This window comes from Streptomyces sp. NPDC004647, assembly GCF_040609575.1.
Lineage (GTDB): Bacteria > Actinomycetota > Actinomycetes > Streptomycetales > Streptomycetaceae > Streptomyces.
The window spans coordinates 174,546-189,188 of the sequence record NZ_JBEXKU010000003.1 but is presented as its reverse complement, the minus strand read 5'-3'; the positions used below and the strand labels follow the sequence as shown (position 1 = coordinate 189,188).

At 71.8% G+C, this 14,643-nt stretch carries 15 protein-coding genes and 1 riboswitch; of the genes, 6 read left to right on the top strand and 9 right to left on the bottom strand.

The window, feature by feature from the left end; genetic code table 11:
• Positions 1 to 170 precede the first annotated feature (170 nt).
• From ABZW18_RS02685 to ABZW18_RS02675, 3 genes are all read right to left on the bottom strand, one after another.
• A complete protein-coding gene (locus ABZW18_RS02685) occupies positions 171 to 578 on the bottom strand; it encodes a DUF3040 domain-containing protein (RefSeq protein ID WP_356181014.1) in 408 nt (135 codons plus the stop codon).
• Between the two features lie 280 nt (positions 579 to 858).
• Positions 859 to 1,620, bottom strand: coding sequence for a methyltransferase (locus tag ABZW18_RS02680; RefSeq protein WP_356181011.1), 762 nt, complete (start codon positions 1,618 to 1,620; stop codon positions 859 to 861).
• 86 nt (positions 1,621 to 1,706) lie between these two features.
• Positions 1,707 to 2,276, bottom strand: coding sequence for an SAV_6107 family HEPN domain-containing protein (locus ABZW18_RS02675; protein ID WP_356181008.1), 570 nt, complete (start codon positions 2,274 to 2,276; stop codon positions 1,707 to 1,709).
• Between the two features lie 194 nt (positions 2,277 to 2,470).
• On the opposite strand from ABZW18_RS02675, the gene ABZW18_RS02670 reads away from it, so the two are divergent.
• The 4 genes from ABZW18_RS02670 to ABZW18_RS02655 all read left to right on the top strand — a co-directional run bounded on the left by ABZW18_RS02670 (position 2,471) and on the right by ABZW18_RS02655 (position 8,067).
• On the top strand, positions 2,471 to 3,346 hold the full coding sequence (locus ABZW18_RS02670) for an ATP-binding cassette domain-containing protein (RefSeq protein ID WP_356181005.1): 876 nt from the start codon (positions 2,471 to 2,473) through the stop codon (positions 3,344 to 3,346).
• The gene (locus ABZW18_RS02665; RefSeq protein ID WP_356181003.1) at positions 3,318 to 5,399 is read left to right on the top strand and encodes a YhgE/Pip domain-containing protein; all 2,082 of its coding nucleotides are present in this window, start codon (positions 3,318 to 3,320) and stop codon (positions 5,397 to 5,399) included. The genes ABZW18_RS02670 and ABZW18_RS02665 overlap by 29 nt, the downstream gene beginning before the upstream one ends.
• A 35-nt stretch (positions 5,400 to 5,434) precedes the next feature.
• Positions 5,435 to 6,055, top strand: coding sequence for a TetR/AcrR family transcriptional regulator (locus tag ABZW18_RS02660; protein WP_356181000.1), 621 nt, complete (start codon positions 5,435 to 5,437; stop codon positions 6,053 to 6,055).
• 419 nt (positions 6,056 to 6,474) lie between these two features.
• Positions 6,475 to 8,067, top strand: a complete 1,593-nt coding sequence (locus ABZW18_RS02655) for an NAD(P)/FAD-dependent oxidoreductase (protein ID WP_356180998.1) — start codon at positions 6,475 to 6,477, stop codon at positions 8,065 to 8,067.
• Positions 8,068 to 8,155: 88 nt separating this feature from the next.
• On the opposite strand, the gene ABZW18_RS02650 is transcribed toward ABZW18_RS02655, so the two are convergent.
• From ABZW18_RS02650 to ABZW18_RS02625, 6 genes are all read right to left on the bottom strand, one after another.
• Positions 8,156 to 9,058: a hypothetical protein gene (locus ABZW18_RS02650; protein WP_356180995.1), complete on the bottom strand. Its 903-nt coding sequence runs from the start codon at positions 9,056 to 9,058 to the stop codon at positions 8,156 to 8,158.
• 23 nt (positions 9,059 to 9,081) lie between these two features.
• A complete protein-coding gene (gene metF / locus ABZW18_RS02645) occupies positions 9,082 to 9,999 on the bottom strand; it encodes a methylenetetrahydrofolate reductase [NAD(P)H] (protein ID WP_356180993.1) in 918 nt (305 codons plus the stop codon).
• A 121-nt stretch (positions 10,000 to 10,120) separates the two neighbouring features.
• Positions 10,121 to 10,792, bottom strand: a complete 672-nt coding sequence (gene thiE / locus ABZW18_RS02640; RefSeq protein ID WP_356180990.1) for a thiamine phosphate synthase — start codon at positions 10,790 to 10,792, stop codon at positions 10,121 to 10,123.
• Between the two features lie 72 nt (positions 10,793 to 10,864).
• Positions 10,865 to 11,230, bottom strand: a complete 366-nt coding sequence (locus ABZW18_RS02635) for an Rv2175c family DNA-binding protein (RefSeq protein ID WP_356180988.1) — start codon at positions 11,228 to 11,230, stop codon at positions 10,865 to 10,867.
• Positions 11,231 to 11,334: 104 nt separating this feature from the next.
• Complete coding sequence (locus ABZW18_RS02630) at positions 11,335 to 12,504, bottom strand: FAD-dependent oxidoreductase (RefSeq protein WP_356181089.1); 1,170 nt, start codon at positions 12,502 to 12,504, stop codon at positions 11,335 to 11,337.
• A gap of 131 nt (positions 12,505 to 12,635) precedes the next feature.
• Positions 12,636 to 12,977 (bottom strand): hypothetical protein, encoded by a 342-nt coding sequence (locus ABZW18_RS02625; protein ID WP_356180985.1) that lies wholly within the window; start codon positions 12,975 to 12,977, stop codon positions 12,636 to 12,638.
• A gap of 52 nt (positions 12,978 to 13,029) precedes the next feature.
• Positions 13,030 to 13,142: riboswitch (TPP riboswitch) on the top strand.
• Between ABZW18_RS02625 and thiO the strand changes: the two genes are divergently transcribed.
• Both thiO and thiS read left to right on the top strand, forming a co-directional pair.
• The gene (gene thiO, locus ABZW18_RS02620) at positions 13,140 to 14,438 is read left to right on the top strand and encodes a glycine oxidase ThiO (RefSeq protein WP_356180982.1); all 1,299 of its coding nucleotides are present in this window, start codon (positions 13,140 to 13,142) and stop codon (positions 14,436 to 14,438) included. It overlaps the preceding riboswitch by 3 nt.
• Complete coding sequence (thiS, locus tag ABZW18_RS02615) at positions 14,435 to 14,635, top strand: sulfur carrier protein ThiS (RefSeq protein ID WP_356180980.1); 201 nt, start codon at positions 14,435 to 14,437, stop codon at positions 14,633 to 14,635. The genes thiO and thiS overlap by 4 nt, the downstream gene beginning before the upstream one ends.
• Positions 14,636 to 14,643 lie beyond the last annotated feature (8 nt).

The following is a 14,643-nucleotide window of genomic DNA, read 5'->3' as shown; positions in this document are numbered from 1 at the left end:
CGGAGCGGCAGACACCGACCGCCCGACCCGGACCGAAGCAGCAACACCGACCCGCCTGACCGGACCGGAACAGCCCCACCGAGCAGCGATGGAGCAGCGATGAGGGGCGGTCACCACAGCGGTGACCGCCCCTCATGAGCGAGATTCAGGACTTCCGTTCAGGAGCCGTTTCAGTGGCCCTGCTCGTCGCGGCGGCGCTGCCACCGCTCCTCGATTCGGTTCATCATGGACCGGCGCCGACGGGACTGACGGCGATGCGGTCCGCCTCCGTGACCGCCCGCGTCAGCGGCTTGCTGCTCACCGGGTTTGGGCGCTTTGCGCCAGCCGGTGACTGCCAGCAGTGCGCACCCCAGCATGACGAGAAAGCCCACCACACTGATCCAGATCTGCTGGGCGACCATTCCGGCCATGAGGAGCGCGATACCCACCAGAAAGCCCGCGACCGCCTGGTAGACCCGTCGCCGGGTGTACGTACGCAGCCCGCTTCCCTCAAGCGCTGTCGCGAACTTGGGATCTTCGGCGTACAGCGCTCGCTCCATTTGCTCGAGCATTCGCTGCTCGTGCTCCGAGAGCGGCACGGAGTCCTCCTACTCGTCGGTCGCGGGGGGCAACCGGGGTGCGACCCTTTCAGGATAGGCAGGGAATCGCCCCCGTGAAACCCGCCCCTCTGCGCCAATTCGCCAATACGGACCGCCGTGGCGGGTCAGGTGCTGGAACGTGCATTCCCGTGCCTCCCGTCCGTCATGCCGGACCATGTCCCCCGATCATACGGGGCCGTGGGGCCGATCGGGTGGCGTGTGGGCTACTGCATGCGCCGACCCGTCGCCGATCGGCTCCGTTCGCCCCACCTGTGGGGATTCAGCCGGCGTCGCGCTCGGCGAGCACATGGAGCTGCGTGGCCACAGAATGGAACGTGGGCAGCTCCGCTGCGGCCGCCTCGAGCTTCAGCAGTGCCTCAACGGCACCGGGCTCGGTGTCGACGAGCACGCCGGGCACGAGATCCGCGAAGACGCGGACGCCGTGCACCGCCCCGATGGTGAGGCCGGTCGCGGAGACGAGCTCGGTCAGCTGGTCGGCCGTGAAACGGCGGGGCACCGGGTCGCCCTCGCCCCAGCGGCCGTCCGGGTCGGCGAGCGCCTGCCGTGCCTCGTTGAAGTGACCGGCGAGCGCCCGCGCCAGGACGGCGCCGCCCAGACCCGCCGCGAGCAGACTCAGGGTTCCGGCCGGGCGAAGTGCCGCGACCGCGTTCCCCAAGCCCTCGGCCGGGTCGTCGACGTACTCGAGCACGCCGTGGCAGAGCACCGCGTCGTATCCGCTGCGGTCGACCACGTCGAAGAGGCCCTGGGTGTCGCCCTGCACGCCGCGCACCCGGTCGGCGACCCCCGCCTCCGCCGCCCGCCGCTCCAGGGCGAACAGAGCGTTGGGGCTGGGGTCGACCACGGTCACACGGTGGCCGAGCCGGGCCACCGGCACCGCGAAATTGCCGGTGCCACCGCCGGTATCGAGGACATCCAGGGCTTCCCGGCCGGCGGTCTTCACCCGGCCCTCCAGGGCGTCCTGGAGCACCTCCCAGACCACGGCTGTACGGAGGGAGGCGCGGGGGCGCATCGGGTCGGACACAGCGGGTGGCTCCTCGGCGCGGGACCGCCGCGGGCGGCGGGAAACGAACTGGTGCAACGCGCTTCCCACCCTATTGCCTCCAGAGGTCATCCGGCGTCGGGCCGGGCGTCCACCCTGGGCTGCGGCAGCGACGGTTGCAGCACGAGCAGCCGCTCGACGACGCGCAGGAACATCCCCGCGTCGCGTATCAGGTCGTCGGCGTCACGGCGGCTGGACGCGTCCCGAATCCCCGCCTCGGCGTGTGCACGGCGGCTCGCTCCGGAGGCGAACAGCATGCTCCATTCGGCGAGTTCGGGTGCGACCTCGGGCAACACCTCCCAGGCGCTGCGGATTCGCTGCTTGCGGCGCGGGACTGCGTCGGGCCGGCCGCGGACCGCGAGCACGGCCGCCGCAGTACGCAGGGCGGCGAGGTGCGCGGTGGCGTAGCGCTCGTTCGAGGTCTCCAACTCCGCCGCCTCGTCGAGGCCTTGACGGGCCTGGGCAAGCAGGCCGAGGGCCTCGGGCGGGGCGGTGGCCCGCCGCACGACGGGGTGCACATCGTGCGCGGGGCCGATCGGCGAGGGGTCGGGACGGCTGGTGCGGCGGCGCCCTGCCGGGGGAAGGCGCGAAGCACTGCCATCGGGGCCGGCCTGGCGACGGGCGGGCGTACGAGCCATGACGAACCTCCAGTCGTCGCGGACGGCTCTGTGCCGTATGCCCACATCGTGGGGCACACCACTGACAATTCACCCTGACCTGCGGTTTTCCCGCTCCCGATACCCCGCCTTGAGATGACCCCGAGCCATGCGCCATACTTTTGAACTGACCAGTCAGTTCAAAAGAAAAGCACAGCAGGTTCGAGGGAGGTTTCGTGGACAGCACCCCGCACGGGGCGGCCCCGCACGGGGCGGCGGTCACAGCCGAGGGCTTCGGCGTCGAGGGCCCCCGCGGCTGGGCGTTCCGCGACGTGGACATCAGCGCGGAGCCCGGGGCGCTCATCGCCGTGGAGGGGCCCTCGGGTTCGGGCCGCACCAGTCTGCTGCTGGCGCTCACCGGACGGATGCGCCCCACCGCGGGCCACGCGGAGGTAGCCGGGCTGCGACTGCCCGGAAGCGCTCGCGGCAGGGGGAAGATGGCCGCCGTACGCCGGATCAGCGCACTCGGCCCGGCACCTGGCATCACGGACGTCGATCCGGCGCTCACCGTCGCCGAGCACCTTCGGGAACGCGCCTTGCTGCAGCGCCGGTTCGATGGTTCGCTGCGCACCCTGCTGCGCCCCCGGCACGAGCGCGCCGCGGACGCCCGGCGCCGTATCGACAGCGCCCTCGAGGCCGCGGGACTGGATCTGCCGTCGCTGCCGAAGGGGCAGCGCACGGCCGTACGGGACCTGGACCGGCTCGAGGTGCTCAGGCTTTCGGTGGCTCTCGCGCTGATCTGCCGCCCGCGGCTGCTGGCCGTCGACGACACCGACCTCAAGCTCTCGGACGCCGAGCGCGAGCAGGCCTGGACCATGCTGCGGAGCCTGGCGGAGGACGGAACGACGGTCTTGGCGGTGTGCAGCGAGGCACCGGCCGACACGCTGGTCGTCTCCACCGCGCCGCGCAAGGAGCAGGAGCCTCACCGGGATTCGGGGAATCCCGGTGAGGCACCGGCCGGGGACGCGGCCGACGACAAGCACGAGAACGACGAGAAGGACGAGAAGGAAGAGGGGGCGGCGGATGCGCTCGCCGAAACTGGCCGCGCTTGAGCTGAAGCGGTTCGGCAGGGGGAGGCTCCCGCGGGCGGCGCTCGCCGCCCTCCTGCTCCTGCCGCTGCTCTACGGAGCGCTCTATCTGTGGTCCTTCTGGGACCCTTACGGCCGCCTTGAGAAGATCCCGGTCGCTCTCGTCAACTCCGACAAGGGCGCCACCGCGCAGGGCAAGAAGATCGAGGCGGGCGACGACATCGTTCGTGGTCTGCGTGACAGCAAGACCTTCGAGTGGCACGAGGTGAGCCCCGCCGAGGCCCGCGAGGGCGTACAGGACGGGACGTACTACCTCTCCATGGCCGTACCGGCCGACTTCAGCAAGCGGGTCGCGTCGAGTTCCGGTGACAAACCGGAGACCGGAGCCCTCCAGGTCCGCACCAACGATGCCAACAACTACATCGTCGGGCAGATCTCCAAGACCGTGTTCTCCGAGGTGCGTTCGGCGGCTTCGAGGAAGACCTCCCGGAGCTTCCTGGACAAGATCTTCGTCTCCTTCTCCGACATCCACGGGAAGACGGTGAAAGCCGCGAAGGGCGCGGACGACCTCGAAGGAGGGATCGGGAAGGCGAAGAAGGGCACGGGCGACCTCGCGGTCGGCCTGACCGACGCCAAGGACGGCAGCCGGAAGCTGAAGGACGGCACCACGAAGCTGCACACCGGTGCGGGCAAGCTCAAGGACGGCTCGCAGAAGGTGGCCGACGGCACCCAGGCACTCGCCGACAAGGTCAACGCCATGGCCGACAAGGCGGGCCCGTTCCTGAAGGACCACGGCCAGCAGATCGGCGACAGCGCCCGGAACGTCGCCGGGGCGAGCCGGCAGCTCAAGAGGGATCTCGGCACGCTGCCCGCCGACGCTGCCACGGCGGCCAAGGACACCCGCCTCGCCGCGGACGCCCTGGCGAAGATCTACGCGGACCGGTGCGAGGGCGCGCTGGAGCTGGACTCGGCCTGCCCCCAGCTCAAGAACGCCGCGGACAAGGCCGAAACGGCGGCCGATCTCGCCGCGGACTTCAACAGCCTGGTCCAGGACCACAAGAGCGTCGACGAGCTCGCATCCCATCTGGACGGGCTGAACCGTATGGCGCTCGACCTCGCCGACCGCGCCCCTACCCTGGGCCAGGACCTGGACTCCGTGGTCGCCAAGATCAACGCTCTCAACAAGGGCGCGCACGAGGTCGCCAGGGGCGCCGGGACCCTGCACTCGGGGCTCGGCACCGCCGAGCAGGGCGCGGGCGATCTCGACAGCGGGATCGGCAGGCTCTCCAACGGCGCGAACACTCTCGAAGGCGGCATGTTCAAACTGGCCGACGGGTCGGGGAAGCTGGCCGGCGGACTGCACGACGGCGCCGAGAAGATCCCCGACTACGGGAAGAAGGACCGGGATGCCCGCACCGAGGTGATGTCCGACCCGGTGCAGCTCGCGTCGCAGTCGATGCACAAGGCGCCCAACTACGGCACCGGCTTCGCGCCGTACTTCATCCCGCTGTCGCTCTGGGTGGGCTCGATGGTGGCCTACATGGTGATCCAGCCGCTCAACCGCCGGGCGCTGGCGGCCGGCGCCTCCTCGTGGCGGATCGCGGTCGCCGGGTGGCTGCCCGTCGCCGCGCTCGGGGTGCTGCAGACGGCCGCGCTGATGTCCGTACTGCACTGGGGCCTGGGCCTGGAAATGGCCCGGGCGGGCGGCACGGTGGGCTTCCTGCTGCTGACCACCGCCTGCTTCGCGGCCATCGTGCAGTGGCTCAACGCCCGCTTCGGACCGGCGGGCAGGATCCTCGTGCTGGCCCTGCTGATGCTCCAGCTGACCTCCGCGGGCGGCACGTATCCCGTGCAGACCAGCCCGGGCTTCTTCAACGCCATCCACCCGTACCTGCCGATGACCTACGTCGTCGAAGGTCTGCGCCGACTCATCACGGGCGGCGGCCTGGGCCCCGTCTGGCAGGGCACCGCGGTGCTCACCGCGTTCACGGTGGGCGCCCTGGCACTCACCGCGTGGTCCGCCCGTCGCAAACAGGTCTGGACGCTCGACCGGCTGCACCCGGAGCTGAGCCTGTGACGCGAGTGAGCGCCGCTGCGGGGAGAATCAGCGGCATGGACAGCAGCAGCACCCGCCGCCAGGCCACACGTACGAAGCTCTACGAGGCGGCGGTGACCCTCATAGCGGAGAAGGGCTTCTCCTCCACCACGGTGGACGAGATCGCCGAGCGGGCCGGGGTCGCCAAGGGCACGGTCTACTACAACTTCGCAAGCAAGACCGAACTCTTCGAGGAGCTGCTCCGGCACGGGGTGGGAATGCTCACCGCCTCGCTCCAGCGGGCGGCGGACGAGACCGCCCTGCGGAACGGCAGCCAGGTCGACGCGCTGGACGCGATGATCCGGGCCGCACTCGTCTTCATCGACCGCTACCCGGCGTTCACCCAGCTCTACGTGGCCGAGCTGTGGCGGACCAACCGCGCCTGGCAGTCCACGCTGATGGTGGTACGGCAGCAGGCTGTGGCCGTCGTGGAGACCGTGCTGCGGGACGCCGTCGAAGGCGGGGAGCTGAACCCCGAGATCGATGTACAGCTGACCGCTGCGGCGCTGGTGGGCATGGTGCTTGTGGCCGCTCTGGACTGGCAGGCGTTCCAGCCCGAGCGGTCCCTCGACGATGTGCACGGCGCGCTGTCCCTGCTCCTGCAGGGCCGGGTGAGCGGCAGACAAGGCACGCCCTGACGCCCGTACGAGGGGCGCGAAAACACGGAAACGCGCTGTCCGTTGCGGCTCGATCCCCCCGAGCCGCTACGGACAGCGCTTCCCCCGTTTCCCCCGTTCCCCCGTTTCCCCCGTCCCCCGTGCCTCCCCCGTGGAGCCCCCGAATCCCCCGTGGGCTCCCCGCCCGGCAGGGGTGCCGCGCCATTCCGCCGCCCCGTGTCGGCGGTGTCGGCGCTGCGCCCCTTCCGTGGTCTCCACTCTTCCGTCTGCGCAGGTCGGGGCCCATCCGCGCGGCTACTCATCTCCGCCACTGAGTACCGCTACTCAGTTCCCCGTTCCCGTCCCCACGCGTGCGTGGGGACGGCCGCACACCCCTCGTGGCGATCGGGCTCCCCGGGGCCGCTCCGGCGCTGTCGGTGCCTGCGGCTAAGGTCTCGTCCATGGCACGGATTGCGGTGATCGGCGCCGGGATGGGCGCAATGGCGGCGGCCGCCCGGCTGGCCGTGGCAGGCCACTCGGTGGCGGTGTACGAGCGCGCGGAGACGTACGGCGGCGGTGTGCGGCGCTTCGAGCGGGACGGCTTCGGCTTCGACACCGGGCCGGGCCTGCTCCATCTGCCGGCGGTCTACCGCGATCTCTTCGTGAAGACCGGCAGGGAGCCACTGGAGAGTTGTGTCGAGCTCTCCCAGGTGGACCCGGCCGCACGGCACGTCTTCGCCGACGGCACGGACCTCTCGCTGCCGAACGCCTCACGGGCGGGTGTCGTGGCGGCCCTGGACACCGCCTTCGGTACGGGCGCGGGTGAGCGCTGGAGCGAGCTGATCAACCGCGCGAGGGACGTCTGGGACGCCACGCGCAGACCGCTCCTCGAGGAGCCGCTGGGCCGGGACCGGAGGATGCTCGGGCGCGACCCGTACCCGACCGTGGTGAAACGCGGGCTGTTCGGTCGGCGGGCGCGCGCGGAGGCGGGCAGCCTCGCCGAGACCGCCTTGCGCGAACTGCGCGACCCGCGGCTGGCCGCGCTGCTGCGGAGCCACGCCCTGGCGTACGGCTTCGATCCCCGCACCGCCCCCGCCAGTGCGACCGTGCTGCCCTACGTGGAGCAGACGTTCGGCACCTGGTACGTGCGCGGCGGCATACGGGCGCTCGCCGAGGCGCTCTTCGAACGGTGCCGCGCGCGGGGTGTTGAGTTCCACTTCGGCGCCGAGGTGGCCGACGTGGCCTTCGACGACAAGCGGGCGATCGGCGTCGAGCTGTCCGACGGCCGCCGTGTCGAGGCGGACACGGTGGTGTCGGGGATCGACGCGCGGCGGCTGTACAGCGAGCGCTGGACCCCGTACAACTTCGGGCCCGCACGCCCCTGGCCCGACGAAGGGCCGCTGGGCTGCGGCCGGTTCACCGTCCTACTGGCGCTGAGCGGTGCGCGGCCCGCGGACGTGCCGCACCGGACCGTGGTGCACGCCGCGGACCCGGCGGCCGAACTCGCCGCGCTCGACGGGCGATCCGGCAGCCCGTGCGCCCTCCCCACCGTGACCGTGCTGCGCCCCGACGACCCGTCGCTGCGGCCGGACGACGCTCATGAGCCGGTCGTGCTGACCGTGACCGTGCCGCGCCACCGCCCCGCCGCCGGGACCGACCGGCTCGCCGGTGACGGGCACCGCGACTGGGAGCGGGACGAGGCCGGGGCGATGGACTGGACCGCCGCGGGCCTCACCGAGCGGTATGCCGATCAGGTCGTGGCGGCGGCCGACGCGGCGGTTCCCGGTCTGGCCGAGCGGGTGATGTGGCGCGAGGTGCGGACCCCTGTGGACACCGAACGCGAGACCGGAGCCCCGGGGGGCTCCCTGCCGGGCCCGGCGCTGGCCGGGGCTCGCGGGGAATTTCTCCGGGCCGACAACCGCTCCCCGCTGGCCGGGCTGTATCTGGCGGGCGGTTCCGCGCATCCCGGCGGCGGGCTCGCGCACGCCGGGATGTCGGGCGCGCTGGTCGCCGGCCTGATCGTCGAAGGCGACGACTGGCGCGGCTCCCAGTGACGGCGGACGTCCGGCCCCGGCCCGCCCTACCGGGCGGCCAGGGTGGCGGCCGGGCCGGGGGCCGGGACCGGGAGGCCGGACAGGCGGGTCAGTAGCGGTACTGCTCGCCGTAGCCGTTGTTGTAGTCCTGCTGGTACGGGTAGGGCTGCTCGTCCGGCATCGGGGGAACCGGCGGCTGCTCACCGTCCCGCTGCTGCGGCACCCAGACACCGCCGGGCGGGGTCTGGCTGTACTGCTGATCGGCCGGCGCTCCGTACGGGTCGGCCGCGTACTGACCCGTGCCGTAGTCGTACTGCTGCCCGCCGTAGGACGCGTACTGGTCGTACTGCTGCGCCCCGGCGGCGCCGATGTACGGGTCGGAGTACGCGGCATACTGCCCGTTCCCGTAGTCGTACTGGTTCGCGTAGCCGCCCTGGCCCACCAGGCCGTCCTGGCTGTACTCGCCGTAGGTGGCGTACGGGCTCTGCGGGTCGGTGCCGTACCCGGAGTCGCTGTACCCGGAGTCGCTGTACCCGGAGTTGTTGTACCCGGAGTCGCTGTACACGCCGTACTGCTCGGTGTCGTCCGGCAGCGGCTGCGGCTGGTAGACCTCCTGGCCGGTTCCGCTCTCCGGCCCGTCCAGCCCGTACCCGTCCTGCTCCTGCATCGGCGGCATGGCCTCGAGGTCGGAAACCTCCAGCGTGGGATCGGATTCCAACGGAGGCATCTCGTCCTTGCGCCGCCGGCTGGAGCCGGGGCTGCCGCCGATCGCCCAGCCCGTCGAGAAGCCGCGCCGGAAGGAGAGCGTGACGTACGTCTGCCCGATGGCGAACGTGATCGCCCCGACCCCGATGACGGGCACCGACGGAAGCAGCACTCCGAGGACCACGCCGAGGAACCCGGCGAACGCCAGCAGCCGCCACCGCAGCCGGGCCTTGTACTGCAGCAGCACCTCTCCGAGCAGCCACAACGCGACGATGCCGAACGCGATGTAGAGGACCGTCCAGCCCATATACGCCCCTCTCTCGCCGATCGTCAGGACTGCTGGTGCAGCCCCAGATTCTCGTAGATCTCAAGCGTTGCCGTGGAGTGGTTCAGGGTAATGAAGTGCAGCCCGGGGATGTCCTCGGACATCAGCCGCGCGCACAGCTCCGTGGCGTACTCGATCCCAATGGAGCGTACAGCCGCCGGGTCGTCCTTGACCGCGAGGATCCGACTCGACAGCTCGGGCGGGAAGGACGCGTTGCTGAGCTGGGCGAACCGCTCGATCTGCCGGACGTTCGTGACCGGCATGATTTCCGGGATGATCGGGGTGGTGCAGCCGGCCGCCGCGACCCGGTCGCGCAGCCGGAGGTAGTCATCGGCGGAGAAGAACATCTGCGTGATCGCGAAGTCGGCGCCGGCGCGGCATTTGTCGACAAAGTGCCGGACGTCGTTCTCCCAGTCCGTCGAGCGCGGGTGCATCTCCGGGAAGGCCGCGACACCGACGCAGAAGTCGCCCGACTCCTTGATCAGCCGTACCAGGTCGGCCGCGTACTGAACGCCCTCCGGATGACGCACCCACTCGCCCATGGGGTCACCGGGCGGATCGCCGCGAATGGCCAGCATGTTGCGGATCCCTGCGTCGGCGTACTGCCCGATGACGTTGCGCAGCTCCGCGAGGGAGTGATTGACGGCGGTGAGGTGCGCGACCGGGGTGAGCGTGGTGTCGGTCGCGATCCGCTCGGTGGCCCGTACCGTCCCCTCACGGGAGGAGCCGCCCGCTCCGTACGTCACGGAGACGAAGGTCGGCGAGACCGCCTCGATCCGGCGGATGGCGTTCCACAGCGTCCGCTCGCCCTTCTCGGTCTTGGGGGCGGCGAACTCGAACGAGTAGGACCGCTTGCCTGAGGCAAGCAGGTCACGGACGGTACGCGCGCGATCCGTCCTGGTGGAAGCAGTGCCAAGGGCCATACCCGCAGGCTATCGACCGAGGCGGCGGAGCCCCAATCAAACACGACGATATGACCGGTTGGCCGGGATCTCGTCCACCACTCGGACAACTCGTCCCGTCACGCACCGCGCCCGGCGGCACTCAGACGCACTCGCGCACCCTCGCCGCCAGATCCGCCGCCGCGGCGCCCGGGTCGTCCGCCTCGGTGATGGCCCGCACGACCACGACCCGCCGCGCCCCCGCGTCCAGCACCTCATCGAGGTTGGACGCGTCGATGCCGCCGATGGCGAACCAGGGCCGTACGGGCTCCAGCTCGGACGTGTAGCGCACCAGCGACAGGCCCGGAGCGTGACGCCCGGCCTTGGTGGGCGTGGGCCAGCAGGGGCCGGTGCAGAAGTAGTCGACGCCGGGTTCGGCGACCGCGGCGGCCACCTCCGCCTCGGCGTGGGTGGAGCGCCCGATCAGCACGGACGCACCGAGAATGGCGCGGGCGGCGCGCACGGGCAGGTCGCCCTGTCCCAGGTGCAGCACATCGGAGCCCAGAGTGTGGGCGATGTCGGCCCGGTCGTTCACCGCGAGCAGCTTGCCGTGCCGCCGGCAGGCGTCCTCGAACACCGCCAGGTGTTCCAGCTCCTCGCCCGCCTCCATGCCCTTGTCCCGCAGCTGCACGATGTCCACGCCGGACGCGAGCACCGCGTCCAGGAACTCCGCGAGGTCCCCTTGGCGCTTGCGCGCGTCGGTGCACAGATAGAGCCGGGCATCGGCGAGCCGCTCGCGTGCGGAGACGGACGCAGCGGCGGTGGCGGTGGCCATGGGTGGGTCCCCCCCGGGATCGGCGGTGTACGGGCCGGCGTCTCCCGGCCCGTACACCTGCGGTTCATTCGGTCACACGGCGAGCGCCTGGGCGCGGCGCTTCACCTCCGTGCCGCGATTCTCGCGCAGGGCTTGCGCGGGGGTGCCGGGCAGGGTCGGGTCCGGAGTGAAGAGCCACTCCAGCATCTCTTCGTCGGTGAAGCCGTCGTCCTTGAGGAGCGTCAGCGTCCCGGCGAGGCCCTTGACGACCTTGCCGTCGCCGATGAAGTCAGCGGGCACCTGCAGCACTCGGTTCTCGCCACGGCGCACCGCGATCAGCTGGCCTTCCTTGACCAGCTGCCGGACGCGGGTCACCTCGACGCCGAGCCGCTCGGCGATGTCGGGGAGGGTGAGCCAGGCGGGGACGAGCGCATCGGTCTTCGTGTCAATCTCGGTCACAGGAACAAGCCTGCCATCCCGGGCTGACAGTCGGTAGCCGAGCGCGGCCGGGCGTGGCCCGCCTGGCGTGGCCGCTTCACTCCGCCGACTCGCTCCCCCGGAACTCAGAGAACGGCCAGTTTGAGCGGTACAGCGGGGTCCGCGGCCCGTTCGGGATCGATCCTCGCGCCCCGCTCGATGAGTCTGCGCCCCTGCATCAGATCGCGCGGCCGGCCCACAGCGAGCAGCGCCACGAGCACGCCTTCGCGCAGCCAGCACACCGTCCAGGCTGCCCCGTCCGGGTCACCGCGCCACACCGTGCGGTCGGCCCCCGCATGGTGTCCCGCGTACTGCACGAACCGGCCGAACTGCTCGGACCAGAAGTACGGCACCGGGTCGTAGACCGCCCCTGACGTCTCTCCCCCCACGATGTCGGCGGCGACCGTGCGCGGCCCCTGCAGGGCGTTGTCCCAGTGGTGCACGAGCAGCCGCTCGGTGTACCGGGCCGAGGGGAAGGAAGCGCAGTCGCCGACCGCATAGACATCCGGCGCGGTGGTGCGCAGCCGGTTGTCGGTGCGCACGGCGCCGTCCTCGGACAGCTCGACGCCCGATCCGGCCAGCCAGTCGGTGGCGGGCCGCGCGCCGATTCCCACGAGCACGGCGTCCGCGCGCAGCCGGGCCCCGTCCGCCAGCTGCACCGCGCCGGGCTCGACCGCCGCGACGCGCGCGCCGGTGATCAACCGGGCGCCGCTGTCCGCGTACCAGGCCTTCATGTGCTCGGCGACCTCGGCGGGAAGGGCCCCGGCGAGCGGGCGGTCGGCGGCCTCGACGACGGTGACCACGCAGCCCGCCTCCCGCGCCGCCGTCGCGAACTCCGCGCCGATCCAGCCCGCGCCGACCACGACGATCTCCTGCTGCTCGGCGAGGACCGGGCGCAGCCGCTCGGCGTCGTCGAGGGTGCGCAGCAGGTATACGCCGGGCACGCCCTCCGTGCCGGGCAGGGTGATCGGCTCGGCGCCGGTCGCGATGACGAGCCGGTCGTACGGCACAGGCCCGGCCTCGGTCTCCAGGAGATGTTCGGTCGGGCGCAGCGCCGTGACCTGGCGTCCGAGCAGCAATTCGATGCTCAGCGCGGGGAAGTCGACCTTGAATGCGGAGCCGTCGACCTTGCCGAGCAGCACCTCCTTGGACAGCGGCGGCCGGTCGTACGGCTGATGCGGCTCGGCGCCCAGCAGAGTGATCACGCCGGTCCAGCCCTCTTCGCGCAGGGCAATGGCGGTCTGCACGCCGGCCATGCCCGCGCCGACGATCACGACCCGCTGCGCTGTCTGCTGCCTGTCCTTGCTCACACGATCACTGTAGGACGGCGGTACGGACCTGCAGCACACGCGCGCGTCGAGATTTCTGACACCGCATCATGTGGATATCAGGGGCGGGTCTCCTCGACCACGCTGGTGCCGCTGCCCCGCTGCGATTCCCACTCCCAGCGCTCCTCGAGCCGGATACGCCCGTCGTCCAGTTCGACGACCGTGCTCTCGCAGTGGCCCGAGGAGGTGCTGCCGTCCTGCTTCAGCTGGACGTACCGGAAGTCGAGCCGGTCCTTCTCGCGGGTGCCGAGGAGGAATCCGCGGACGATGTCGCCGCCCGCGTAGTCGGCCCAGATCCGGCCCCGTGCCTCGTGGTATTCGAACCGGGTCCGGGTGCCGACCTGGCCCGGTGCCTGGTCGGCGACGGGAGCGAGGACGAGTCCGTCCAGAGATCGGGTCATGCGGGGCCGCTCCCTTACTGGGCATCGAGGCGGGGCGTTAGGGTGGCCACCGTAGAGCACTCGCGGGAGCCCGGACGGACCGGGCTGAGAGGGAGGCTGAGCGGCCTCCGACCGTACGAACCTGATCCGGGTCATGCCGGCGAAGGGAGGGGCTGGACGCCCATGCACGCGCCCGACGGCAGCACTTCTCCTGGCAGCACCGCGACTTCCGCTGCCCGCACCGCGCCACACCAGCGCTCGCACACGCAACCGCACTCGCACACGTACGACGTCCTCGTCATCGGGGGCGGGATCATCGGTCTGGTCACGGCGTGGCGGGCCGCGCAGCGCGGTCTGCGTACCGCCGTCGCCGACCCGTCACCCGGTGGGGGCGCCGCGCAGGTTGCCGCCGGAATGCTCGCGGCGGTCACCGAGCTGCACTACGGCGAGGAGGGCCTGCTGAGCCTCAACCTCGCCTCGGCACAGCGCTACCCGGCCTTCGCGGCCGAGCTGGAGGAGGCGAGCGGCCAGGACATCGGCTACCGGACCTGCGGCACCCTCGCCGTCGCTCTGGATGCCGACGACCGCGCCCACCTCCGGGAGCTCCACACACTCCAGCTCCGCTCCGGTCTCGACTCGCAGTGGCTGACGGGACGCGAATGCCGGCGTCTGGAACCCATGCTCGCGCCCGGTGTCCGCGGGGGGCTGCGGGTGGACGGGGACCATCAAGCGGACCCGCGCCGGCTCGCCGCGGCGCTGCTCGCAGCCTGTGAAGCCGCCGGAGTGGTGCTGCACCGCGCCTGGGCCCGGCGGCTGTCCGTCGGGAACGACCGGGCAGCCGGAGCGGTCCTGGACGACGGCACGCGGCTCGCCGCCGGGCAGGTCGTCCTCGCCGCGGGCAGTCGCAGCGGACAGCTCGACGGGGTTCCGGAGGAGGCCCTGCCACCGGTCCGCCCGGTCAAGGGCCAGGTCCTGCGGCTGCGCGTCCCCGAGCCCTACGCGCCGTTCCTCTCCCGGACCGTACGGGCCGTGGTGCGCGGGGGGCATGTCTACCTCGTGCCGCGCGAGAACGGCGAGCTGGTGCTCGGTGCGACCAGCGAGGAACTGGGCTGGGACACCACCGTCACCGCGGGCGGCGTGTACGAACTGCTGCGCGACGCCCATGAGCTGGTCCCCGGCATCACCGAGCTGCCCCTCACGGAGACCCGCGCGGGCCTGCGCCCCGGATCCCCCGACAACGCGCCGCTGCTCGGCCCGACCGCGCTGCCCGGACTCCACCTGGCCACCGGCCACCACCGCAACGGCGTGCTGCTCACCCCGGTCACCGGCGACGCCATGGCGGAACTGCTGGTCACGGGTGAACTTCCGGACGAGGCCCGCCCGTTCACCCCGCTGAGGTTCTCCCCCGGTGAGCGCCCCACCCGCTCCACGGCCACCGCGCACGCACCGGGCGACCCCGTACGGCAGGAGCAGCGCGTATGACCGTCTCCCTCAACGGCGAGCCGCGCGAGATCCCCGACGGCACGACGCTCGACCGGATCGTCGCGACCCTCACCACGGCGCCCTCGGGAGTCGCGGCCGCGCTCAACGAGACCGTCGTGCCCCGGGGCCAGTGGCCCACCACCGCTCTCGGCGACGGCGACCGCGTCGAGGTCCTCACCGCAGTCCAGGGAGGCTGATCCGACAC

Bases quoted from the DNA above. Each gene is read 5' to 3' on its own strand.
- ABZW18_RS02675 (WP_356181008.1), bottom strand. From the start codon at position 2,276: ATGGCTCGTACGCCCGCCCGTCGCCAGGCCGGCCCCGATGGCAGTGCT.
- ABZW18_RS02665 (WP_356181003.1), top strand. From the start codon at position 3,318: ATGCGCTCGCCGAAACTGGCCGCGCTTGAGCTGAAGCGGTTCGGCAGG.
- ABZW18_RS02660 (WP_356181000.1), top strand. From the start codon at position 5,435: ATGGACAGCAGCAGCACCCGCCGCCAGGCCACACGTACGAAGCTCTAC.
- ABZW18_RS02655 (WP_356180998.1), top strand. From the start codon at position 6,475: ATGGCACGGATTGCGGTGATCGGCGCCGGGATGGGCGCAATGGCGGCG.
- ABZW18_RS02650 (WP_356180995.1), bottom strand. From the start codon at position 9,058: ATGGGCTGGACGGTCCTCTACATCGCGTTCGGCATCGTCGCGTTGTGG.
- metF (WP_356180993.1), bottom strand. From the start codon at position 9,999: ATGGCCCTTGGCACTGCTTCCACCAGGACGGATCGCGCGCGTACCGTC.
- thiE (WP_356180990.1), bottom strand. From the start codon at position 10,792: ATGGCCACCGCCACCGCCGCTGCGTCCGTCTCCGCACGCGAGCGGCTC.
- ABZW18_RS02630 (WP_356181089.1), bottom strand. From the start codon at position 12,504: ATGGCCGGCGTGCAGACCGCCATTGCCCTGCGCGAAGAGGGCTGGACC.
- ABZW18_RS02625 (WP_356180985.1), bottom strand. From the start codon at position 12,977: ATGACCCGATCTCTGGACGGACTCGTCCTCGCTCCCGTCGCCGACCAG.
- thiO (WP_356180982.1), top strand. From the start codon at position 13,140: ATGCACGCGCCCGACGGCAGCACTTCTCCTGGCAGCACCGCGACTTCC.
- thiS (WP_356180980.1), top strand. From the start codon at position 14,435: ATGACCGTCTCCCTCAACGGCGAGCCGCGCGAGATCCCCGACGGCACG.